Origin of the sequence: Pseudomonas sp. R4-39-08 (genome assembly GCF_003852275.1) — a bacterium.
Taxonomy (GTDB): Bacteria; Pseudomonadota; Gammaproteobacteria; order Pseudomonadales; family Pseudomonadaceae; genus Aquipseudomonas.
Genome location: NZ_CP027733.1, coordinates 1,637,236 through 1,661,182, shown reverse-complemented (window position 1 = coordinate 1,661,182; position 23,947 = coordinate 1,637,236). Strand labels below are relative to the sequence as shown.

General features: G+C 60.8%; 17 protein-coding genes. 9 read left to right on the top strand and 8 right to left on the bottom strand.

The genetic code is table 11. The features are described 5' to 3' along the window. Window positions 1-188: 188 nt before the first annotated feature. Window positions 189-797 (top strand): HAD family phosphatase, encoded by a 609-nt coding sequence (locus C4J88_RS07545; protein WP_124366287.1) that lies wholly within the window; start codon window positions 189-191, stop codon window positions 795-797. A 111-nt stretch (window positions 798-908) separates the two neighbouring features. Further along, window positions 909-1,175 carry a DUF4404 family protein gene (locus tag C4J88_RS07540; RefSeq protein WP_124406609.1) on the top strand — a complete coding sequence of 89 codons (267 nt, stop codon included), beginning with the start codon at window positions 909-911 and terminating at the stop codon, window positions 1,173-1,175. 136 nt (window positions 1,176-1,311) lie between these two features. Here the strand turns inward: C4J88_RS07540 and queF are convergent, their stop codons facing one another. Together queF and C4J88_RS07530 are read right to left on the bottom strand one after the other, a co-directional pair. Beyond that, complete coding sequence (gene queF / locus C4J88_RS07535; protein WP_124406608.1) at window positions 1,312-2,142, bottom strand: NADPH-dependent 7-cyano-7-deazaguanine reductase QueF; 831 nt, start codon at window positions 2,140-2,142, stop codon at window positions 1,312-1,314. A gap of 66 nt (window positions 2,143-2,208) precedes the next feature. Next, window positions 2,209-2,721, bottom strand: a complete 513-nt coding sequence (locus C4J88_RS07530; RefSeq protein ID WP_124406607.1) for a plastocyanin/azurin family copper-binding protein — start codon at window positions 2,719-2,721, stop codon at window positions 2,209-2,211. A 269-nt stretch (window positions 2,722-2,990) separates the two neighbouring features. Between C4J88_RS07530 and C4J88_RS07525 the strand changes: the two genes are divergently transcribed. Both C4J88_RS07525 and C4J88_RS07520 read left to right on the top strand, forming a co-directional pair. Continuing rightward, complete coding sequence (locus C4J88_RS07525) at window positions 2,991-3,671, top strand: heavy metal response regulator transcription factor (protein ID WP_124366284.1); 681 nt, start codon at window positions 2,991-2,993, stop codon at window positions 3,669-3,671. Further along, complete coding sequence (locus C4J88_RS07520) at window positions 3,668-5,014, top strand: heavy metal sensor histidine kinase (RefSeq protein WP_124406606.1); 1,347 nt, start codon at window positions 3,668-3,670, stop codon at window positions 5,012-5,014. Before C4J88_RS07525 ends, C4J88_RS07520 begins: the two co-directional genes overlap by 4 nt. 115 nt (window positions 5,015-5,129) lie before the next feature. On the opposite strand, the gene C4J88_RS07515 is transcribed toward C4J88_RS07520, so the two are convergent. The 3 genes from C4J88_RS07515 to C4J88_RS07505 are packed head-to-tail and all read right to left on the bottom strand — an operon-like array spanning window position 5,130 to window position 8,376. Beyond that, the gene (locus C4J88_RS07515; RefSeq protein ID WP_124406605.1) at window positions 5,130-6,374 is read right to left on the bottom strand and encodes a lipoprotein-releasing ABC transporter permease subunit; all 1,245 of its coding nucleotides are present in this window, start codon (window positions 6,372-6,374) and stop codon (window positions 5,130-5,132) included. Between the two features lie 60 nt (window positions 6,375-6,434). Then, window positions 6,435-7,118 carry a lipoprotein-releasing ABC transporter ATP-binding protein LolD gene (lolD, locus tag C4J88_RS07510; RefSeq protein WP_164484517.1) on the bottom strand — a complete coding sequence of 228 codons (684 nt, stop codon included), beginning with the start codon at window positions 7,116-7,118 and terminating at the stop codon, window positions 6,435-6,437. 7 nt (window positions 7,119-7,125) lie between these two features. Further along, the gene (locus tag C4J88_RS07505) at window positions 7,126-8,376 is read right to left on the bottom strand and encodes a lipoprotein-releasing ABC transporter permease subunit (protein WP_124366280.1); all 1,251 of its coding nucleotides are present in this window, start codon (window positions 8,374-8,376) and stop codon (window positions 7,126-7,128) included. 94 nt (window positions 8,377-8,470) lie between these two features. On the opposite strand from C4J88_RS07505, the gene C4J88_RS07500 reads away from it, so the two are divergent. Both C4J88_RS07500 and C4J88_RS07495 read left to right on the top strand, forming a co-directional pair. Beyond that, window positions 8,471-9,049 (top strand): PilZ domain-containing protein, encoded by a 579-nt coding sequence (locus C4J88_RS07500; protein WP_124361807.1) that lies wholly within the window; start codon window positions 8,471-8,473, stop codon window positions 9,047-9,049. Between the two features lie 44 nt (window positions 9,050-9,093). Next, window positions 9,094-9,816 carry a glycerophosphodiester phosphodiesterase family protein gene (locus C4J88_RS07495; RefSeq protein WP_124361806.1) on the top strand — a complete coding sequence of 241 codons (723 nt, stop codon included), beginning with the start codon at window positions 9,094-9,096 and terminating at the stop codon, window positions 9,814-9,816. Between the two features lie 42 nt (window positions 9,817-9,858). Here the strand turns inward: C4J88_RS07495 and sthA are convergent, their stop codons facing one another. Continuing rightward, window positions 9,859-11,253: a Si-specific NAD(P)(+) transhydrogenase gene (sthA, locus tag C4J88_RS07490; protein ID WP_003189670.1), complete on the bottom strand. Its 1,395-nt coding sequence runs from the start codon at window positions 11,251-11,253 to the stop codon at window positions 9,859-9,861. Window positions 11,254-11,791: 538 nt separating this feature from the next. Beyond that, the gene (locus C4J88_RS07485; protein ID WP_124361805.1) at window positions 11,792-13,255 is read right to left on the bottom strand and encodes a glyceraldehyde-3-phosphate dehydrogenase; all 1,464 of its coding nucleotides are present in this window, start codon (window positions 13,253-13,255) and stop codon (window positions 11,792-11,794) included. A 340-nt stretch (window positions 13,256-13,595) separates the two neighbouring features. Here C4J88_RS07485 and mfd point away from each other — a divergent pair, with 340 nt between their 5' ends. From mfd to C4J88_RS07470, 3 genes are read left to right on the top strand one after another with little or no spacing between them, the layout of a single operon-like run. Continuing rightward, entirely contained in the window at window positions 13,596-17,045 is a 3,450-nt protein-coding gene (gene mfd / locus C4J88_RS07480) for a transcription-repair coupling factor (protein WP_124406604.1), read from the top strand. Window positions 17,046-17,056: 11 nt separating this feature from the next. Beyond that, window positions 17,057-17,623 (top strand): CsiV family protein, encoded by a 567-nt coding sequence (locus tag C4J88_RS07475; protein ID WP_124366276.1) that lies wholly within the window; start codon window positions 17,057-17,059, stop codon window positions 17,621-17,623. A 9-nt stretch (window positions 17,624-17,632) separates the two neighbouring features. Continuing rightward, entirely contained in the window at window positions 17,633-20,323 is a 2,691-nt protein-coding gene (locus tag C4J88_RS07470; protein ID WP_124406603.1) for a DEAD/DEAH box helicase, read from the top strand. Between the two features lie 211 nt (window positions 20,324-20,534). On the opposite strand, the gene C4J88_RS07465 is transcribed toward C4J88_RS07470, so the two are convergent. Then, window positions 20,535-23,840 (bottom strand): DEAD/DEAH box helicase, encoded by a 3,306-nt coding sequence (locus C4J88_RS07465; RefSeq protein WP_124406602.1) that lies wholly within the window; start codon window positions 23,838-23,840, stop codon window positions 20,535-20,537. Window positions 23,841-23,947 lie beyond the last annotated feature (107 nt).

Here is a 23,947-nt window from a genome sequence, read left to right as displayed (position 1 = left end):
CTCCTTGAATAGTCTGTCATGGGCGCTATGCCCTGAATAAGGCCGTCAGTATATGACGGAAGTGTCGATTTAGGCAGTCGCAAGGAAACGACTTTCATGATTTGGACAAAATTCCTACAAATACCCACCTGTGTCATCCACCTGTCATGCCACCCCGATAGCGTTGTAACTATTTCAGGGACGTTCAGATGCCGCATGCCGAGATAGCCGTCACCACTGCCCCCGCGTTGACTGCCGTGTTGTTTGGTTTGAGTGGCTGCCTGGTGGATTTCGGTTCCCAGGCGCGCAGCGACTCCCCTTCCCCCGATTCCCAGACCACACCCGGGGCCCTGAAAATTCTGCGCAGCCTGAAGGAACAAGGCGTGCCCTGCGCCTGGCTGGATGAATTGCCGCCCTCGATCACTACGCCACTGGCCGCCACCCTGCCCGCCTGGCTCAAGGCCGCCTCGCCCTCCGCCATCCGCTGGCCGGCGCCCCACGCCTGCTGGCAGGCCTTGATGGAGCTGAATATCACGCGTCTGGACGGTTGCGTGCTGGTCAGCGGCGAGCCGCGACTGCTGCAATCGGGCCTGAATGCCGGCTTGTGGACCATCGGCCTGGCCTCCTGCGGCTCCCTGTGCGGCGTCGCGCCGCAGCAGTGGCAAGCACTGAGCGACAAGGAACGCGAGCACAAGCGCGGCAAGGCCACCGTGGCGCTCTATGGATTAGGCGTGCACTCAGTGATCGATCACCTCGGTGAACTCGGCACCTGCCTGGCCGACATCCGCCTGCGCCGGCTCAAAGGCGAGAAGCCCTGACAAGGATCATGCACGGTTGGCCGCAGTGGATTAATCTACAGGTCAGTTCGTAGACCTTTCCCGGCGTGCCGCGGTCTATGCCAGTGACTATCGATAAAAGGAAAGAACGTCATGCCTGATCGCCAGAAGTTACAACAGCAGGCCGATATCGTGCGCAAACAGCTGGAAGATCATCCAGAGTTGCCCGCTGAAAAACGTGAAGCCCTCGAAGAGCTGATTGCCAAATTCGACGTGCAGCTACAACTGGAGCCGGCCACCCAGACCCCCAGCATCGCTGACGATGTAAACCGGGCAGTGGAAGGTTTTGAACTGGACCATCCAGGCATTGCCGGGACATTGCGCAACATCGTGATAACGCTGGGCAACATCGGCATCTAAGCTGCCCGCCAGCCAAGCACCGATCCAAAATGTGGGAGGGGGCTTGCTCCCGATAGCGGAGTGTCAGTCACAGCACCTGTGTCTGACACTCTGTAATCGGGAGCAAGCCCCCTCCCACATTTGCTTTGTGTGCAGGCTACTGGCGCGCCAGGCGTACGTTCTGAAACGCCACCTCTTCGGTGCTGCGATACGGGTTGATATCCAACCCACCCCGCCGCACATACCGCGCATACACGGTCAACTTCTCAGGCTTGAGCAAGCGCAGCAGGTCCAGGAAGATGCGTTCCACGCACTGCTCATGGAAGTCCGAGTGCTGGCGAAAGCTCACCAGGTATTCCAGCAGGCTGGCGTGATCCAGCGCCGCGCCACGGTACTCCACCACCACGCTGCCCCAATCGGGCTGGCTGGTGACCGGGCAGTTGGATTTGAGCAGGTGGCTGTGCACGCTCTCTTCCACTACCCGCGAATCGTCACAGCGCAACAATTCCGGACGCGGGTGCTCGTAGCTGCTGACATTGATATCCAGATCATCGATGCACACACCCGGCAACGCCATCACACCCTCAGCCTCGATCTCGGCCAGGCTGCGAATGCGCACGCTCACCGGTTTGCCGGCGGCGGCAGTGAGGTCGGCGCGCAAGGTGGCTTCCAGGCTCGGCGTATCGGCAAACGCGGTCTGGTTCAACGAGTTGAGGTACAGCTTGAAGGACTTGGACTCGATGATGTTCGGCGAGTCGGCCGGGATGCTGAACTCACCGATGGCCACCACCGGTTTACCGGACGGCAGCAACCAGGACAGTTCGAAGCAGTTCCAGAAATCCACGCCCTTGTAAGGCAGGGTCTCGGCGCTCAGGCCCAGCTCGGCCCATTTGGCGGCGCGAGGGATCGGGAACAGCAACGAAGGGGTGTAAGTGGATATGTATTCACTGGACTTGCCCAGCGGCGAATGTTCGGCTGCGGGATGCATGGCGGAAACCTGGCTAAATAAACCGCACAAGTCTACCAGCCTTTGCCCGCGCCCTTAAGGAACGCCTTACTCAACGGTCAGTTTGCCGACCATGCCCGCCTGGTAATGCCCGGGAAGATTGCAGGCGAACTCAAGGTCAGTGGCTTTGGAGAACTTCCAGGTCAGCTCGGCGGTTTTGCCGGGCTCGACCAGCACACTGTTCGGATCATCGTGCTTCATCGCGCCATGGTCCATTTTACTGTGGTCCATTTCTCCCATACCGGTGGCCGTAAGCATGCCGCTGGCCTGCATCTGTAACATTTCCTTCTGGTGTTCGGCGTGCATGGCCGCGTCGCCGAGGTTGAACTCATGCAGCAACCGGCCTTTATTGACCAGCACAAAGCGCACCGTCTCACCGGCCTTGACGTCGAGGGACTTGGGCGAAAAGGAAATATCCTGCAGGGTCACCTCAACTGTGCGCGCGGCTGTGGCCGCTGCGGCCGGCTGGCCGAAAGCATAGGTGTGGGCCCCATCGGCCACGGCATCGAAACTCAGCGCCAACAGGCAGCCCGCCAGGAACACAGGTATACGCAACGCCATCTTTGACTCTCCAAATGGGTGACTCGCTTGGCCAGCACTTTAAGAGGGCCTCGCTGCCAGCCAACTGACTGCTAGATTACAACTTTGTCAGCTTGCGCCCATACCCTGAAACCCACGGTATAAAGCCCGATGTTTTTTTGTAGGAGCGAGCTTGCTCGCGAAGGGCTTAAGCACAACACGTTAAGCCAGACAGCCCACGTTATCGTTGGCGTTTTTCGCGAGCAAGCTCGCTCCTACATAGCCCTGTACCCAACTACCAAGAGCCCTGAATGAAGCTGCTGATTGTCGAAGACCAACCGAAAACCGGCCACTATCTGCGCCAGGGCCTGGCCGAAGCCGGGTTCACCACCGAACTGGTGGCCGACGGTATCAGCGGGCAGCACCTGGCGCTGACTGGCGACTATGACTTATTGATCCTCGATGTGATGCTGCCCGGTCGTGACGGCTGGCAAATCCTGCAAGCGGTGCGCAGTGCCGGCCTGGACATTCCGGTGTTGTTCCTCACCGCGCGCGACGCGGTGGCGGATCGCGTGCACGGCCTGGAGCTGGGCGCCGACGATTACCTGGTCAAGCCCTTCGCCTTTTCCGAACTGCTCGCCCGCGTACGCAGCCTGTTACGGCGCGGCAGCAGTGCACCGCAGGAAACCTGCCTGCAACTGACCGACCTGCGCCTGGACCTTATCCGTCGCCGCGTTGAGCGCAGCGGCCAGCGTATCGACCTCACCGCCAAGGAGTTTGCCCTGCTGGAGCTGCTGCTGCGCCGCCAGGGCGAAGTGCTGCCCAAATCCCTGATCGCCTCGCAGGTGTGGGACATGAATTTCGACAGCGACACCAACATCATCGAAGTGGCGATCCGCCGCCTGCGCCTGAAAGTCGACGACGCCTTTCCCAACAAGCTGATTCACACCGTGCGCGGCATGGGCTATGTACTCGAGGAGCGCTTCACTTGATCAAGCGTTTGTCCCTCGCCAGCCGCCTGGCGCTGCTGTTTGCCGCCTGCACCGCCGTGGTCTCGCTGCTGGCCGGCGTGCTGTTCAACCATGCCAGCGAGGCGCACTTCATCGAGCTGGACCAGCAGCAATTGGACAGCAAACTCGTGGCGCTGCGCAGCACGTTGCAGGGGGTCGACTCGCCGCACGCCTTCGCCCAGCGCGAACCCCAACTGCGCGCCGACCTCAGCCACCAACCCGACCTCGCCTTGCGCATCACGGCGGCCGGCCAGCGCTGGCTTGACGATGCGCCGGGCGTGGCGTTGCCCGAGGCCCCCGGCCTGCATAGCCTGCAAAACGCTGGCACCGCCTACCGCGTGTATAACGCGCCGCTGAACCCTGGCCAACCCGGCTCGGCGCAATTGACCCTGATACTCGACATCACCCATCACCAGCATTTCCTGCAACGCATGCAGCGCTTGATCTGGCTGACCGTCGGCCTCTCGGCCCTGGCCACCGCACTGCTCGGCGCCTGGGCGGCGCGCAGCGGGTTGCGGCCATTGCGGCGCATGGCTGAAGTCGCCGCCGGCGTGTCCGCGCATTCCCTGACGCAACGCTTGCCGCAACAGCAAATGCCAGCAGAACTGGCGGAGCTGGCCCAAACCTTCAATGCCATGCTGGGCCGCCTGGACGACGCGTTCCAGCGCCTCTCGGCCTTCTCCGCCGATATCGCCCACGAGTTGCGCACACCGCTGTCGAACCTGCTGACTCAGACCCAGGTCATCCTGACCCAGCCGCGCCCCTTGGAGGACTACCGCGAAGCGCTGCACAGCAACCTGGAGGAACTGCAGCGGATGGCGCAGTTGGTGAACGACATGCTGTACCTGGCCAAGGCCGATCACGGTTTGCTGGTGCCCAAGCGCGAGCCTTTGGCGCTGGCCGATGAAGTGGAGGCGTTGTTGGAGTTTTTTGCGTTGCTGGCCGAAGACGCCCACGTCAGCCTGGTGCGAGAAGGTACAGCCCATACGATGGGTGATCGCGGTATGTTGCGTCGGGCGCTGTCGAACCTGCTCGATAACGCGCTGCGATTTACGCCAGCGGGCGGCGAAGTGCGGGTACGCATGTTGGACGGCGTGACACTCACGATTGAGAACACCGGGGAAGGCATTCCAGCGCAGTTGCTACCGCGGTTGTTCGATCGGTTCTACCGGGCCGACCCGGCGCGCCATGAAGGCAGCAGCGAACACGCGGGGCTGGGGTTGGCGATTACCCAGTCGATAGTGCGGGCGCATGGGGGGCGGATTTTTTGTGAGTCCGGGGTGGGGTGGACGCGGTTTGTGATTGAGTTGCCCCAGGGGGATTGATGCAGGCTGGGCCGGCCCTATCGGGAGCAAGCCCCCTCCCACATTTTGACCTCATTCTTCCTGCAAATGAGGACCACTGTGGGAGGGGGCTTGCTCCCGATAGCGGTCTCAAATATTACGAATATCTCAGCGCATGCGCCGGCTCGATCTTCGCCGCCCGATACGCCGGGTAGATCGTTGCCAGAAAGCTCAACACAAACCCCGCCGAGCAAATCAGCAACACATCTCCACCTTGCAGCTCGGACGGCAGGTTGCTGACGAAGTACACATCCGAACTGAAGATATGCTGCCCGCTCACCCGCTCCAGCCAGCCCACCAGTTCGCTCACGTTCAGCGCCGCAATCACCCCCAGCACGCCGCCGATCAGGGTGCCGACAACGCCGATCACCGTGCCCTGCACCATGAAGATCGCCATGATCTGGCGGGGCGTGGCGCCGATGGTGCGCAGGATCGCGATGTCCGCGCCCTTGTCGTTCACCACCATGATCAAGGTGGCGATGATGTTGAACGCGGCCACCGCGACGATCATCAGCAACAGCAGGCCGATCATGGTCTTTTCCATTTTCATCGCGCTGAACAGGCTGCCCTGGGTGTGGGTCCAGTCGTCCGCCTTATACGCCGCGCCGAGGCTGGCGGCGATATCGGCCGAGACCTTGGGCGCCGCGTACAGGTCTGTCACTGCCAGGCGTACGCTCTGCACCTGGTTGGGTTGCCAATGCTGGATTTCGGCCGCATCGGCCTTGTTGATCAAGGCCATGGAGCCGTCCAGCTCGGCGCCCACCTTGAAGATACCCACCACGTTCAAACGCTGCATGCGCGGGGTGATCCCGCCCGGCGCGGTGCTGATTTCCGGGACGATCAAGGTCAGTTTGTCGCCCACGTTCAGCCGAAAGCGACGCGCGGTGATGTCGCCGATCACCACGCCAAACTCACCGGTTTTCAAGTCTTCCAGTTTGCCGCGCACGATATGCTGGGCCACGATCGACACCTTGCCTTCCTGGGCCGGGTCGACGCCGTTGATCTCAATCGGCTGCATCGCGCCTTTGTAGGAGAACATACCGTCCATCTGGGTGAACGGTACCGCTGCCGTGACCTGCGGGTTCTTCATTGCAGCAGCGGCCACCGGCTGCCAATCATCGATCGGGTTCACCCCCACGATGGTGGCGTGGGGCACCATGCCGAGGATGCGCGAGCTCATTTCGCGCTGGAAGCCGTTCATCACCGAGAGCACCACGATCATCGCCAACACGCCCAGGGCGAGGCCGATCATCGAGGTCATCGAGATAAACGAGACAAAACGGTTGCGGCGCTTGGCGCGGGTATAGCGCGTGCCGATGAAAATCGATAACGGTCTGAACATTCGCGGGCACCGTTGAAAAAATGAAAAAGCCCGGTTTCAAAAAAACGGGCTTGCAACAGGTCAGATAGCGACCAGATGACCTTCCTGCAAGTGCAGTACTCGGTCCATCTGGCGGGCCATGCTCATGTCATGGGTCACCACCAGGAACGCGGTGCGCATCTGGGTGCTCAGCTCCAGCATCAAGTCCTTGATGCCCTGGGCCGTGTGGGAGTCGAGGTTACCGGTAGGCTCATCGAGCATCACCAGGCCTGGGTTGTTCACCAGCGCACGGGCAATTGCCACGCGCTGGCGCTCGCCGCCGGACAGCTCGGCCGGTTTGTGCTCCAGGCGATGGCCGAGGCCGACGCGTTCCAGCAAGGCCGTGGCACGCTGGCGCGCCTCCGGGATCGCGGTCTTGCCGATCAACAGCGGCATGCACACGTTTTCCAGGGCGGTGAATTCCGGCAACAGGTGGTGGAATTGATACACGAAGCCCAGCGAACGGTTGCGCAGTTGGCCGCGGGCCTTTTCATTCAAGGCAGACAGCTCTTCACCGGCCAGCCACACGCTGCCCTGGGACGGCGTATCGAGGCCGCCCAACAGGTTGAGCAAGGTACTTTTGCCGGAACCGGAACTGCCGACGATCGCCACGCGCTCGCCCGGATGCAGTTCAAGCTGCAGGTTGGCCAGCACCACCACGGATTCCGGGCCTTCCTCGTAGGATTTGCCCAGGTTGCGGCAGCTCAGGATTGCTTTTTCACTCATGCCCGATTCACTCATAACGTAATGCCTGTGCTGGCTGGGTGCGTGCCGCGCGCCAGGCTGGATACAGGGTGGCAAGGAAACTCAGGACCAACGCGGCGCCGCCCACCATCAACACGTCCTGGGCCTGAACCTGGGACGGCAAGTAGTCGATGAAGTAGACGTCGGCGTTGAGGAACTTGTGGCCGAGCACTTTTTCAAGCAAGGCGATGGCGGCGCTGACATTCAGTGCGGCCAGAATCCCCAAGGCGGTGCCGATCAGGGTGCCGACCACGCCGATCACCGTGCCTTGCACCATGAAGATCGCCATGATCTGCCCCGGCGTGGCGCCGAGGGTGCGCAGGATGGCGATGTCGCCCTTCTTGTCATTCACCACCATCACCAGCGTGGAGATGATGTTGAAGGCGGCCACGGCGACGATCAGCAGCAACAACAGGCCAATCATGGCTTTTTCCATGCGGATGGCCTGGTACAGGTTGCCGTGGGTGCGGGTCCAGTCGCGGGCGTAATACTGCGATTCGCCCAGATGCTGGGCGATTTCCCAGGCGCCGCGCGGTGCCTCGAACAGGTCGTTGAACTTCAGGCGCAGGCCCTGCACCTGGTCCGGCTGCCAGCGATGCAGGCGCGCCAGGTCAGTGAGGTTGGTCAAGCCGAGGTAGCCGTCGATCTCGCCGGCGCCGACATGGAAGGTGCCGACCACGGTAAAGCGCTTCATGCGCGGGAACATGCCGGCCGGGGTCACGGTGACCTCCGGCGCGACGAAGGTCAGCTTGTCGCCGACGCCCACACCGAGCTTGGCAGCGGCCTTGTCGCCGATGACGATGCCGAAGCTGCCCGGCGCCAGATCGTCGAGTTTGCCCTGCAACATGAACTTGTCGATGATCGAGACATTGCGCTCCTGGGCCGGGTCGACGGCATTGAGCAGGATTTTCTGCACCTTGCCGTCGTTGGTCAGCAGCCCTTGCATCTGAGTAAACGGCGCAACGGCCAGCACCTTGGGGTTCTGCTTGACCTTGGCGGCCAGGCTTTGCCAGTCACTGATGGGCGCGTCGCCCTCGATGGTCGCGTGGGGCACCATGCCCAGCACGCGGGTGCGCATCTCATGATCGAAGCCGTTCATCACCGACAGCACCACAATCATCACGACCACGCCCAGGGCGAGACCGATCATCGAGGTCAGGGAAATGAACGACACAAAATGATTGCGACGCTTTGCACGGGTGTAACGCGTGCCAATAAATACGAAGAGAGGTCTGAACATGTCGGGGCTTGTTCGGAGGAAAAGAAGACGTCCCGGTGGCGGGGTCTGGTCAGCAGCTTTACACTCAGACCATTACCGTTACCTGGGGTTCGCCATGTCGACATTAGATGAAGAAGAGCGCCGCGAATACTACCGTATCGACGACATGATCGCACTCCAAATCAAACCCCTGTCGGCCCCCGACGCGGCGAGCAAGGAAGTGTTGCTGGATGATTCGCCGCTGTTCAATCTGCTCAGTGAACTGCACCTCAGCGAATTCGAGGCCCAGCACCTGCTGCGCCAGATCAACGAAAAAGACCGCAGCCTGGCGGCGTTCCTCAAAGTGCAGAACAAACGCCTGGACCTGCTCAGCCAGGTCATGGCTCGCGGGCTGCTCGGCGAGGTGGGCGCGCCGCAGCCGGTGATCCTTTCCGAAGGCGGCATCGACTTCCAGCACCCTGTGGCGCTGGCCCCGGACACTCACCTGGCGGTCAAGCTGGTGCTGATGCCCCAGGCCCTCGGCCTGCTGCTGCGCGCGCGGGTGACCCATTGCGATCCCAAGGGCGAGCGCTTTGACGTGGGCACGGAGTTCGAATCCATGACCGATGCCCAACGCCAACTGCTGGCGCGCTACATCCTGCAGAAACAGGCGCAGGAACGTCGCCTGGCGCGAGAACAAAGCGACGAACTCTGAATGCGTATTCACGACGCCAGCGAGCCTGGCGCAAAGGAGCAATTGTGACCCTGATTTACGGCCATCGCGGTGCCAAAGGCGAAGCACCGGAAAACACCCTGACCAGCTTTCAGGAATGCCTCAAACACGGCGTGCGCCGCTGCGAACTGGATCTGCACCTGTCCATGGACGGCGAGCTGATGGTCATCCACGACCCGACCCTCAAGCGCACCACTGACCGGCGCGGCAAAGTCGTCGAGTATTCGGCGGCGGACCTGGTGAAGATGGACGCACGCAAAGGCGGCCCAGGCTGGGTCAACCCATGCCCGATCCCGCGCCTGGAAGAGTTGTTCGAACAGTGCGACTTCGATCATTGGCAACTGGAAGTCAAAAGCGCTTCGCGCACTCGCGCTGCGACCACCGTGTTGGCGATCCGCGAGATGGCCGTGCGGTTTGGCCTGATGGACAAGGTCACGGTGACCTCAAGTTCACGGGAAGTCTTGAAAGCGGCGGTTGACCTCACCCCAGACCTGTCACGCGGGCTGGTGGCCGAATACGCCTGGCTCGACCCGTTGAAGGTCGCGCAGAACTACGGTTGTGAGTTCCTGGCATTGAACTGGACGTTGTGCACCCCCGAGCGGCTGGAAAAAGCCCAGCGTCAGGGCCTGCACGTATCCGTTTGGACGGTCAACGAACCTGCGCTGATGCGCAGGCTCGCCGACTTCGGCGTAGATAGCCTGATTACAGACTTTCCCGGTTTGGCCACTGCCACCCTCGGGAATTACTGAAATCGGTCTCCCCGGCCGGCTCAGGCCACCGGCCGGAGCCGCTCAAAAAAGCCGGTTGAGGCCGTCGTAGGCCGCTACCCGATAGGCTTCAGCCATGGTCGGGTAGTTGAACGTGGTGTTCACAAAATACTTCAGGGTATTTTGCTCGCCGGGCTGGTTCATGATTGCCTGGCCGATGTGCACGATCTCCGACGCCTGATAGCCGAAGCAATGCACGCCGAGCACTTCCAGCGTCTCGCGGTGGAACAGAATCTTCAGCATGCCTTGCGGCTCACCGGCGATCTGCGCACGCGCCATGCTCTTGAAGAACGCCTTGCCCACTTCGTAAGGCACCTTGGCCTTGGTCAGTTCGTGCTCGTTCTTGCCGATCGAGCTGATCTCGGGAATGGTGTAGATCCCGGTCGGCACGTCGTTCACGTAGCGCCAGCTGCCGTTGTCGACAATGCTGCCAGCAGCCGAACGACCCTGGTCATGGGCGGCGCTGGCCAGGCTTGGCCAGCCGATCACGTCACCGGCGCCGTAGATGTTCGGCACGCAGGTGCGGTAGTTCTCGTCCACCTCGATCTGGCCACGGCTGTTGACCTTGACCCCGATGTTTTCCATGCCCAGCTTGTCGGTGTTGCCGGTACGCCCGTTGCACCAGAGCAAGGCGTCGGCCTTGATCTTCTTGCCGGACTTGAGGTGCAGGATTACGCCGTTATCCAGGCCTTCGACACGCTCGTACTCTTCGTTGTGGCGCACGGTGATGTTGTTGTTGCTGAAGTGGTAGCTCAACGCCTGGGAAATTTCCGAGTCGAGGAAGCTCAGCAACTGGTCGCGGTTGTCCACCAGCTCCACCAGCACACCCAGGCCGCTGAAGATCGAGGCGTATTCGCAGCCGATCACCCCGGCGCCGTAGATGATCAGTTTGCGTGGGGTGTGGCCCAGGCTGAGGATGGTGTCGCTATCGTAGATACGCGGGTGGTGAAAATCGATGTCCGCCGGGCGATACGGGCGCGAACCGGTGGCGATGATGATGTGCTTGGCCACCAGTTTCTCGACCACGCCGTTGGCGCAGACCACTTCGACGGTTTGCTCGTCGGCGAAGCTGCCGGTGCCGAAGAACAGGTCGACGCGATTACGGGCGTAGTAGCCGGTACGCGAAGCGACTTGCTTGGAGATGACCTTTTCAGCGCTCTTCAACACGTCCGGAAACGAGAACCAGCGCGGCTCGCCGATGGCCCGGAACATCGGGTTGGTGTTGAATTGCATGATCTGGCGCACGGAGTGACGCAACGCCTTGGACGGGATGGTACCCAGGTGGGTGCAGTTACCGCCGACCTGGCGACGGCTATCGACCATCGCCACCTTGCGCCCTGCTTTGGCAGCGTTCATCGCCGCGCCTTCTCCAGCCGGGCCGGAACCCAGTACCACCACGTCGTAGTTGTAGACAGCCATGCGTACTCCTCAGAACAGGCCAGGCGTACGGTTGGACGCCTGGCTAAATCATGCCGCGGCCAGCGGGCATGAAGGACAATTTGGCTCAAGTGTGTGAACCGGGGCACAGTCTATATAAGGCTCAACGCCGCGCACATTAACCCTTGGTCGCGTCATAGGCCAGTCTTGCCATACTAACAGGCCGCCAATCAGCGTCGATTCTGGGATGAGCATTATGCGGCAACTATTTTGCTGATGGTGTCAGTTGTTGAAGTTGTGGCTGGACTACCGCTATCGGGGGCAAGCCCTAATGCCAGTCAGTTAAGGACGAATACTGTACCTGTGGCGAGGGAGCTTGCTCCCTCGCCACAGGTTACTTTTTACCCTTTCTACTTCTTAACTGACTGGCATTAGGGCAAGCCCCCTCCCACATTTGGATGTATTCGCAAATCAATTGTGGGAGGGGGCTTGCCCCCGATGAGGCCCTCACTCACACCACAAAACCACAGGCATAAAAAAGCCCCAAACCAGTCGGGGCTTTTTCATTTATTGCTGATGCTTAGCGCGGAAACGCCGGCGGGTTAACCCCAGCCATGTCTTCCATCACGCGAACCACCTGGCAGCTGTAACCGAACTCGTTGTCGTACCACACGTACAGCACAACGCGGTTGTCCTGGCTGATGGTCGCTTCGGCGTCTACCACACCGGCGTGGCGCGAGCCGACGAAGTCGGTGGACACCACTTCCTGGGAATTGACGAAGTCGATTTGCTTATGCAGATCGGAGTGCAACGCCATGTAGCGCAGGTACTCGTTCATCTCTTCACGGGTGGCGGCTTTCTCAAGGTTCAGGTTGAGAATGGCCATCGACACGTTTGGCGTCGGCACACGGATCGCGTTACCGGTCAGCTTGCCGGCCAGTTCAGGCAGGGCCTTGGCGGCAGCGGTGGCGGCACCGGTCTCGGTGATCACCATGTTCAGCGCGGCGCTGCGGCCACGGCGGTCGCCCTTGTGGAAGTTGTCGATCAGGTTCTGGTCGTTGGTGTACGAGTGAACGGTTTCAACGTGGCCGTTGACGATACCGAACTTGTCGTTCACTGCCTTGAGCACCGGCACGATGGCGTTGGTGGTGCAGGAAGCGGCGGACACGATCTTGTCGTCAGCGGTGATTTCAGTGTGGTTGATGCCGTGCACGATGTTCTTCAGCTTGCCTTTGCCAGGCGCGGTCAGCACGACACGGTCAACACCCGGGCAGGCCAGGTGCTGGCCCAGGCCCTCGGCATCACGCCATACGCCGGTGTTGTCCACCAGCAGGGCGTCCTTGATGCCGTACTGGGTGTAATCCACCTCGGACGGGTTCTTCGCGTAGATCACCTGGATCAGGTTACCGTTGGCGGTGATGGTGTTGTTCTCTTCGTCGATGACGATGGTGCCGTTGAACGGACCGTGTACCGAATCGCGACGCAACAGGCTGGCGCGCTTGGTCAGGTCGTTTTCGGCGCCTTTGCGCACCACGATGGCACGCAGGCGCAGGCCGTCGCCGCCGCCGGTTTTTTCGATCAGGATGCGCGCCAGCAGACGGCCGATACGACCGAAGCCATAGAGCACAACGTCGGTGCCTTTGCGGGCAGCGGCGTTTTGCTGGCCGACCACGTCGGCCATTTCTTCACGCACGAACTGCTCGGCACTGCGGCCGGCGCCTTCTTTACGGAATTTGTACGCCAACTTGCCCAGGTCCACCGACGCCGCGCCGAGCTTGAGCTCGCTCATGGCCTTGAGCAGTGGGAATGTTTCGTGGACGGAGAGTTCGCTGTCGTCGGCGGAACGGTGACGCGCAAAGCGGTGAGCCTTGAGAATCGCGATGACGGACTGATTGATCAGGCTGCGGCCATAGATCGAGCTCACCACATTGTTATTGCGGTACAGCTGGCCGATAAGCGGGATCATCGCTTCTGCGAGTGCTTCACGGTCGATCCATTCACCAAGACACTGGTCGGGCTTCTGAGTCACGGGAACCTTCCACATGTAGGGGCAGAAAAAAGGGGCTACATTATGTCGCCCGACCGCCCGTTGAGCAATGCGCGACAGGCAACAAAAACCCCTTGCAAAAAAATACCACCCCGCTACAGCCCAGGAAATACGCGGGTTCCAGAAGGCCACTAGTTTGCCGAGCAGCTCGACTTGTCCGTAACCCTCCTAAACATTCGCGTATTTTGGCACTACATATTGAGTCAAAACCGACGATTGTTTGTCTTAGCCACTACATTTCCAACAAACCGTAATAGGCACAGTCAGCAACTGACAGGCGGCACCTCTGGCCGCTACAATTACCGACTTTGTCGCAACGCTTGGAGCTCAACCTTCCGTGCCCGTTCTGCGTCTACCGCTACTCCCTGCCGCGGCAGGTAAACAGCACTGGGGCAACCTGCCCGGTGCCGCCCTGAGCCTGGCCATTGCCGAGGCTGCCAGCGCAGCCAAGCGCTTTACCCTGCTGCTCACCGCCGACAGCCAAAGCGCCGAGCGGTTGGAGCAGGAGCTGAGCTTCTTCGCCCCCGATTTGCCGGTGCTGCACTTTCCCGACTGGGAAACCCTGCCCTACGACCTTTTCTCGCCGCACCAGGACATCATTTCCCAGCGCATCGCCAGCCTGTACCGTTTGCCAGAACTGGCTCACGGCGTGCTGGTGGTGCCGATCACCACTGCCCTGCATCGCCTGGCGCCGACCAAATTCCTGTTGGGCAGCAGCCTGGTGCTGGATGTCGGCCAGAAACTCGACGTAGAGCAGATGCGCACGCGCCTGGAGGCTACGGGCTACCGCTATGTCGACACAGTGTACGAGCACGGCGAATTCACCGTACGCGGCGCATTGATCGACCTGTTCCCGATGGGCAGCAAGTTGCCGTATCGCATCGACCTGTTCGATGACGAAATCGAGACCCTGCGCACCTTCGACCCGGAAAACCAGCGCTCCATCGACAAGGTCGAGTCGATCAAGCTGCTGCCGGCGCGGGAATTCCCGCTGCAAAAAGATGCGGTCACGCGCTTCAAGGCACGCTTTCGCGAGCGCTTCGACGTGGACTTCCGCCGCTGCCCGATCTTCCAGGACCTGAGCAGCGGGATTACACCGGCCGGTATCGAGTACTACCTGCCGCTGTTCTTCGACGAAACCTCCACCCTCTTCGACTACCTGCCCCAGGACACCCAGGTGTTCTCGCTGCCAGGCATCGAACAGGCCGCAGAAAACTTCTGGAACGATGTACGCAACCGCTATGAAGAGCGCCGCGTCGACCCGTCCCGGCCGTTATTACCACCTGCCGAATTGTTCCTGCCGGTGGAAGACTGCTTCGCCCGCCTGAAAAACTGGCCTCGTGTGGTCGCCAGCCAGCAGGATGTGGACGCCGGCAGCGGCCGCGAGCGTTTCCCGGCGGGCACGCTGCCGGACCTGGCGATCCAGGCCAAAGCCACGCAGCCGCTCGAAGCGCTGTCCAACTTCCTCGGCGACTTCCCTGGCCGCGTGCTGTTCACCGCCGAATCCGCCGGGCGTCGCGAAGTCCTGCTGGAGCTGCTTGAACGCCTCAAGCTGCGCCCGAAGACCGTCGACAGCTGGCCGGATTTTGTAAAAAGCAAAGAGCGCCTGGCGATCACTATTGCGCCACTGGACGAAGGCTTGTTACTGGACGACCCGGCCCTGGCGCTGATCGCCGAAAGCCCGTTGTTCGGCCAGCGCGTGATGCAGCGCCGCCGCCGTGAAAAACGCGCCGACGCCAACAATGACGCGGTGATCAAGAACCTCACCGAGTTGCGTGAAGGCGCGCCGGTGGTGCACATCGACCACGGTGTGGGCCGCTACCTCGGCTTGCAGACCCTGGAAATCGACAACCAGGCCGCCGAATTCCTCACCATGGAATACGCCGAGGGCGCCAAGCTCTACGTGCCGGTGGCCAGCCTGCACTTGATCGCGCGCTACACCGGCAGCGATGACGCCCTGGCGCCGTTGCACCGCCTGGGCTCGGAGACCTGGCAGAAAGCCAAGCGCAAGGCCGCCGAACAGGTGCGCGACGTCGCCGCCGAACTGCTCGACATCTACGCACGCCGTGCGGCCCGCGAAGGCTATGCGTTCGCCGACCCGAAAGCCGATTACGCTACCTTCAGCGCCGGCTTCGCTTTTGAAGAAACCCCCGACCAGCAAACCACCATCGACGCCGTGCGCGCCGACATGCTCGCGCCAAAGCCGATGGACCGCCTGGTGTGTGGCGACGTCGGCTTCGGCAAGACCGAAGTGGCGATGCGCGCGGCGTTCATTGCGGTGCATGGCGGCAAGCAGGTGGCGATCCTCGTGCCGACTACCCTGCTCGCCCAGCAACACTACAACAGCTTCCGCGACCGCTTTGCCGACTGGCCGGTGAGCGTGGAAGTGATGAGCCGCTTCAAGTCCGCCAAGGAAGTGAATGCCGCCATCGCCGACCTCGCCGAAGGCAAGATCGACATCGTGATCGGCACGCACAAACTGCTCTCGGACGATGTGAAGATCAAGAACCTGGGCCTGGTCATCATCGACGAAGAGCACCGCTTCGGCGTGCGTCAGAAAGAACAGCTCAAGGCCCTGCGCAGCGAAGTCGACATCCTCACCCTCACTGCCACGCCGATTCCGCGTACGTTGAACATGGCGGTGTCGGGCATGCGCGACCTGTCGATCATCGCCACGCCACCGGCACGCCGGCTGTCGGTACGCACCTTCGTGATGGAGCAGAACAAAAGCACGGTCAAGGAAGCGCTGCTGCGCGAATTGCTGCGCGGTGGCCAGGTGTATTACCTGCACAACGACGTGAAGACCATCGAGAAGTGCGCCGCCGACCTCGCCGAACTGGTGCCGGAAGCCCGCATCGCCATCGGCCATGGGCAGATGCGTGAGCGCGAACTCGAACAGGTGATGAGTGACTTCTACCACAAGCGCTTCAACGTGCTCATCGCCTCGACCATCATCGAGACCGGTATCGACGTCCCCAGCGCCAACACCATTATCATCGAACGCGCCGACAAGTTCGGCCTGGCCCAACTGCATCAACTGCGCGGCCGGGTCGGGCGCAGTCACCACCAGGCCTACGCCTACCTGTTGACGCCACCACGCCAACAGATCACGTCCGACGCGGAAAAGCGCCTGGAAGCGATCGCCAACACCCAGGACCTCGGCGCCGGCTTCGTGCTGGCCACCAACGACCTGGAAATCCGTGGCGCCGGCGAACTGCTCGGCGACGGCCAGAGCGGGCAGATCCAGGCCGTGGGCTTCACCCTTTATATGGAAATGCTCGAGCGCGCGGTGAAAGCCATTCGCAAGGGCGAACAGCCGAACCTCGACCAACCGTTGGGCGGTGGCCCGGAAATCAACCTGCGCTTGCCGGCGTTGATCCCCGAAGCCTACCTGCCGGACGTGCACGCGCGGCTGATCCTGTACAAGCGCATCGCTTCGGCCACCGACGAAGAAGGCCTGAAGGACCTGCAGGTGGAAATGATCGACCGCTTCGGCCTGTTGCCGGAACCGACCAAGAACCTGGTGCGCCTGACCCTGCTCAAATTGCAGGCCGAACAGCTGGGCATCAAGAAAGTCGACGCCGGGCCGCAAGGCGGGCGTATCGAATTCGAAGCGCAAACGCCGGTAGACCCGTTGGTGCTGATCAAGCTGATCCAGGGCCAGCCCAACCGCTACAAGTTCGAAGGGGCTACGCTGTTCAAGTTCATGGTGCCGATGGAACGCGCCGAAGAACGCTTCAATACCCTGGAGGCGCTGTTTGAGCGCCTCATTCCGAAATCTGCTTGAAGGACGCCTCCATGCGCGTGTTCCGCATTCTGAGCCTGCTGTTGCTGGTATTCGCGCCTTCGGCCTTTGCCGACAGCCCCTACCAGGTGGAGATGATCCTGGTACGCCAGAATGCAGAGCCGGTGATCAACAGCCGCGCCGCCCCGGAAAACTGGGATAGCGGTGCGCAGCGCCTGGGCGAGCGAATGAGCCCGCCGCGCCTGGGCAATATCGTCGAAAAACTGCGCGCCGATTCCAACTACACCGTGCTTGCGCACAAGGCCTGGGAACAGAGCCTCGGCGAACAGCCAGTGAAGATCGCGATCACCGACGGCCAGGAGCAATTCGGCCAATTTCCTATCGAGGGCGTGCTGAACCTGCAACTGGGGCGCTTCACTGATATCGACGCCGACTTCTGGATCAACCAGTTCGACAGCAACGGCAGCGTGATCGCCAGCGAACACCTGAGTCAGAAAGACGTACGCACCAAGAACAACCAGCTCAATTACCTGGATGGCGGCCACCTGGCGCTGCTGATCAAGATCACTTCGCTGACCGCCAAGCCCCCCAGCGCACCACCGCCCGACATGCAGGACTGATCCCGCGCCATGCCCCTGACAGCGTCGCTGACCAAACCCCTGGCCCCTTCGTGGGCCAATCGCTTCAAAGAGCAAAGCCTGGAGCGCGGGCGGCGTTACGCGTTGGAGAATCGGGTGCGCATCGTCGAGTCCGGCGACAGCACCATCACCGCCAGTTGTGAAGGCTCGGGCGGCAACGTCTACCGACAGACCATTTCGTTACGCGAATCGGCCAAGGGCATGCTGATTCTGGTGGACAGCCGCTGTACCTGCCCGGTGCACACCAATTGCAAACATATTGCCGCCGTGCTGCTCAAGGTGCAGGAAACCCTGGCCTACCCGGCGGCGGCCCAGGATGCCGAGTTGCTGGGAAAACTGCAGGCGGTGTTGGATAACCGTGTGGTACTGCCGCAGGTGGTCATGGAGGATGTGCGCCCTGTGCCGCGCCTGTGGCTAGCCAGTGTGGAGTTCAGCGCGTTCGAACCGCGCAATGGCAAGATGCAGCGTTACATCCAGCATCGCGCGGCGCTGTCGTTCAACTATCTGGGCAACTATGTCAGCGGGCAAAAGAACGCCGATATCATCGTGCGCCAGGAAACCCAAAGCCTGCGCATCAAGCGCCATCCCGAGCTGGAACAGCCCTATCGCGAGCAACTGCGCCTGCTCGGGTTCAAGATCGCCACGCGCCAGAGCAAGGCCCTGCCGGAAAGCGCCGGCGAGCTGTTCGAGATGGTCAATGACAGCGCCTGGTTGAATTTCACCCTCAACGCGTCCCCTGCCCTGCGGGCCGAAGGTTGGGAGCTGCAAATCGATGAAGACTTCGGTTTTGACCTCAGCCCGGTGGACGACTGGTACGCCAGCGTCGATGAAGCCCCCGAGCGGGACTGGTTCGATCTGGAGCTGGGTATCATCGTCAACGGCGAACGGCTGAGCCTGCTGCCCATCCTGCTGAATTTGATGCGTTCCCACACCGAAATCCTCAACCCGGAAAAACTCGCACGGCGCCGCGATGATGAATTGATCCTGGTGAACATTCCCGGCCTGCCCAACGGCCACGGTCCGCTGCAAGTGGCGCTGCCCTATGGGCGATTGAAGCCGGTACTGGCGACCCTCGGCGAGTTCTACCTGCAGGAACCCGGCACCACCACATTGCGCCTGGCCAAGGCCGATGCGGTCCGCTTGAACCCGCTGGAAGATCTGCCGCTGCAATGGGAAGGCGGCGAGAAAATCCGCAACTTCGCCCAGCGCCTGCGGGATATCAAGGATTTCACCTGCGTGGCGCCTGAAGGCTTGAATGCAACCTTGCGCCCTTACCAGGTGGAAGGCCTGAGCTGGATGCAGTCGCTGCGCCAATTGGAGGTGGGCGGGATTCTTGCGGATGACATGGGCCTGGGTAAAACCTTGCAGACCCTGGCGCATATTCTTACGGAAAAAAATGCAGGACGGCTGAATCGACCGTGCATGGTGGTCATGCCTACCAGCCTGATCCCCAATTGGCTCGATGAGGCCGCGCATTTCACTCCGCAATTGCGGGTGCAGGCGCTGTACGGCGCAGGGCGTAAGAAACATTTCGCCAATCTGCAGGACTATGACCTGCTGTTGACCACCTACGCGCTGCTGCCCAAGGACATCGACACCCTCGCCGCCCTGCCCCTGCATGTGCTGATCCTCGATGAAGCCCAGTACATCAAGAACCCCACCAGCAAGGCGGCGCAAGCGGCACGCGAGCTGAATGCGCGGCAGCGCCTGTGCCTGAGCGGCACGCCGCTGGAAAACCACCTGGGCGAGTTATGGTCGTTGTTCCACTTCCTGTTGCCGGGCTGGCTCGGCGATGTGAAAAGCTTCAACCGCGATTACCGCGTCCCCATTGAAAAACGCGCCAGTGAGGTGCGATTGCAGCACCTCAACGGTCGGATCAAGCCGTTCCTGCTGCGCCGCACCAAGGAACAGGTGGCCACGGAACTGCCGCCCAAGACCGAGATTATCCACTGGGTCGACCTTAATGAGGCGCAGCGCGACGTGTATGAAACCATGCGCCTGGCCATGGATAAAAAGGTCCGCGACGAGATCACCCGCAAGGGGGTGGCGCGCAGCCAGATCATCATCCTTGAAGCACTGCTCAAACTGCGCCAAGTGTGCTGCGATTTGCGCCTGGTCAACGATGCCGCCCTGCCCGCCCGCGGCAGCAGCTCGGGCAAGCTCGACAGCTTGATGCAGATGCTTGAGGAATTGTTTGCCGAGGGCCGGCGGATCCTGCTGTTCTCGCAGTTCACCTCAATGCTGAGTCTGATCGAGGCTGAACTCAAGCAGCGCAAAATCGCCTACGCCTTGCTGACCGGCCAGACACGCGATCGGCGCACACCGGTGAAGGACTTTCAGAGCGGCAAGCTGCAGATTTTTCTGATCAGCCTGAAAGCCGGCGGCGTCGGCCTGAACCTGACCGAAGCCGACACCGTGATCCACTACGACCCCTGGTGGAACCCGGCAACCGAAAACCAGGCCACCGACCGTGCCTACCGCATCGGGCAAGAGAAGCCGGTGTTCGTCTACAAGATGATTGCCCGAGGCACGGTGGAAGAGAAAATCCAGCATTTGCAGAAGGAAAAATCCGACCTGGCGGCGGGTGTGCTGGATGGGCGTTCGACCGGGGATTGGCAGTTGGGTAATGAGGATATCGAGGCGCTGTTTGCACCGTTGCCGAATAAGCAAGAGAAGCGCTGACTGTCGGATCGACATCGGGGGCAAGCCCTAATGCCCGTCAGTTAAGAAGTAGAAAGGGTAAAAAGTAACCTGTGGCGAGGGAGCTTGCTCCCGCTGGACTGCGCAGCAGTCCCATTTTTGGGGCCGCTTCGCGGCCCAGCGGGAGCAAGCTCCCTCGCCACAGGTACAGTGTTCGTCCTTAACTGACTGGCATTAGGGCAAGCCGCGGTCGTTAGCCAGGCAAAGGTGCAAACAGCGCCTCAATATCCCGCTGCTCCAGCTTCCAACCCGCACTGGCGCCCCCTTCAAGCACGCCGTCGGCAAGCGCTGCCTTTTCCAATTGCAACGCCTGAATCTTTTCTTCCACCGTGCCCCGGGCAATCATCTTGTAGACGAATACCGGCTTATCCTGCCCGATCCGGTAGGCCCGGTCAGTGGCCTGGTTTTCCACGGCCGGGTTCCACCAGGGGTCGTAATGAATCACCGTATCCGCGGCCGTCAAGTTCAAGCCGGTTCCACCCGCTTTCAGACTGATCAGGAACAACGGCGTCTTGCCGTCCTGGAAATCCTTCACCGGTGTGCGCCGGTCCAGGGTTTCACCGGTCAGGATTGAATAGTCGACCTGACGCTGCTTCAGCTCCTCTTCGATTAATGCCAGCATCGAGGTGAACTGCGAAAAGAGCAGGACGCGCCGCCCCTCGCTGAGCAACTCTTCGAGCATCTCCATCAAACTGCCGAGTTTGCCAGTACCGGCCCGGGCCAGTTTGGAGGCGGGTGCAGTCTTGACCAGGCGCAAGTCGCAGCAGACCTGGCGCAACTTGAGCAGCGCTTCGAGAATGATGATTTGGCTGCGGGCAACACCATGCCGGGTGATCTCGTCGCGAACCTTCTTGTCCATCGCCACACGCACGGTTTCATACACGTCACGCTGGGCGTCGCTCAAGTCCACCCAGTGCACGATCTCGGTCTTGGGCGGCAGCTCGGTGGCCACCTGTTCTTTTTTGCGGCGCAACAGGAAGGGTTTGATCCTCGCCGTCAGGTGCTGCATGCGTTGCGCATTGCCGTGCTTTTCAATCGGCGTGCGGTAATCGCGATTGAAGGTTTTACTATCGCCCAGCCATCCCGGCAACAGGAAGTGAAACAGCGACCAGAGTTCGCCCAAATGGTTTTCCAACGGCGTCCCGCTCAGGCACAGCCGCTGGCCGGCATCCAGTTGGCGAGCGGCCTGGGCCGCCTTGCTGTTGGGATTCTTGATATTTTGCGCTTCGTCGAGGATCAGCACGCTCCAGCGCTGCGGCTGCAGGACCTCAAGGTCTCGCGGCAACAGCGCGTAGGTGGTGAGTACCAGGTCGTAATCGGTCAAGCGCAAGAAGTCAGCCTGACGCTGTGCACCGTGCAGCGCCAGAACTCTGAGCTGTGGCGTGAACCGTGTGGCTTCGTCGATCCAGTTCGGGATCAGGCTGGTGGGCATTACGGCCAATGCGGGCATTTGCAATCGCCCTGCCTGTTTTTCCACGAGCAGGTGCGCAAGAGTTTGTAGGGTTTTGCCCAGGCCCATGTCATCCCCAAGAATCCCGCCGACTTCCAGCTCGCGCAGCGTTTGCATCCAGTTCAGGCCTTCGAGTTGATAGCCACGAAGTTCGGCTCTCAGGCCTTCGGGGGCAGAGACCTGGGCATGGGTGGAGCCCTTGAGACGCTGGGCGAAATCACGCAATCGCTCGCCGCCCTGCCAGACCAGAGGTAGTGCATCCAGGTTACTGAGCCTTGCCGCATCCGGCGCACTCAGCCGCAGTGCGTCTCCTTCAGGCGCGCGCAGGTAGAGTTCGCCGAGGGTCGCCATCAGAGGTTTGATACGACCGTAGGGCAGCGCAACTTTGATATGAGTGCGGGCATCCAGACTGACCAACACGCGCTCATCATCATCACGTTCGGCCATGTAGGTGGCGTCAAGCAGTTTGGGTTGACGCCGCATCAAGTCGAGCATGATGGGCAACAGGCTGTGCCGCTCGCCATTGACCTCAATGCCCAGCTCAAGGTTGAACCACTCGTGACCGGGTGACTCTTCAATGTCCGCGTACCAGCCGTCAACAGCCTCCACATTGTAATAAAACCCCGGATGAATGACGACTTCCCACCCTGCTTCACGCAGAACCGACAGCTGGCTTTCAACAAAAGCCAGCCAGGCTTCATCGTTGGGTAGATCGAACATCTCTCCTGCACCGACAGGCAGTGCACCGCTTTTGCGATTGACCGTTTTAAAGCCGATTTTCGTGAGCGTCTTGCGCAAGGCTTTTTCAGCTGCGGGCTTGCGTTGGATGCGTTGGGTTTCGGTGCCATTGAGAAACAGGATGTCCTCAGTGCCCTTGCCGCTGACCAGGCTTGTGTCGTAACGAAAAGCCAGGGCGGCGCGGTGTTCCAGGGCGAGCATCCGCCGATAGTCGACCTGGCTGTACACGTAGGATTCGTCGCTTCCCAATGTAAGACACCCTTGGGGCTCCAACGTATCCACGACGCGCTCGGTCAGCTCGCGTGGTGGCGGAATCACCTTGGACACCGCACTGATGCGATGACTGAATAACGCGACTTGCTCAGCTGGAATCATCGGCAAGCCGCAAAGATGCATGGCCAGATTTTCCTCCAGCCCGTGCTCGACCACCCCGATCGTCATGTTATCGAGGTCAAGATAGTGAAGCGGCTGGAGGGGCAGCACTTCGTCCAACTCGCGCCCGTCGCTGATCCAGCGGGGAAAATAATTGCCATCGGGCATCACGGCCCAATCGAAACGAGCGGTGCGGGCCGGGCCAGGGTTAAGCGCCAGTCTTGGGCCCAGCTCAAGAAACAGGCGTTGGGTTTTTAACGCCAATTGGAGAATTTCGGCCCCCGTCTCACCGGCCAACTGAAAACTGCTGCCATAGCTGGCATAAGATCGGCCCAACATCAGCAATCGACCAATGCGGGTATCCAGCTCATGCATATAGCCAGGGGCACGCCGCAATACCTCATCCATCGAGTGCAGAGGCTTGATATCGCTGTACTCGCCTTTTTTCGTCACGCGCGCCCGATACACCTCCAATGACCAGCCACTGGAATAAACATCAGGGGTGATTTGGTACAGCAAACAAGTGCCGGTGTTCTTGGGCTGAACCTCACCCGGCGGGGTGGGCTTGGGGATGCTTTCGAGCCAGTTTTCGAGCTGCGGACTCAGGCGGTCACCCACCGGCTTCTTCGGCTCGTTCAGCTCTTCGTACAGCGCAGTCAACGTAAACAAGACCGCAGCCGCGTGCTTGCAATTGATCGCCACCGGGCAAGAACACACACAGATGATGCCCGGCCGACGGGATGTTGCACCCTCCAGGGTAATCGACAGGCTGTAGACATTACGCCCAGACCCCCTGCAATGCGCGATCAGCCTGTGATGCCCGAATTCTTTTATTTCAAGACGATTTTCGCCAGCGTACTCAAACCCACGCTCCAGCGAGCGAGGTTCAAAGTACCCTTGCCAATCCAACTCGACGATACGTGCAATCAGATCATTCATGAAACAAAGACTCTACAGCAGCCAGTAATGGAGCTTAAAGCAGCGCAACTCCTACACTACGGCAAGAAACAGTCTCAGCCGCACTCAAACGCTACCTACATCAAGCT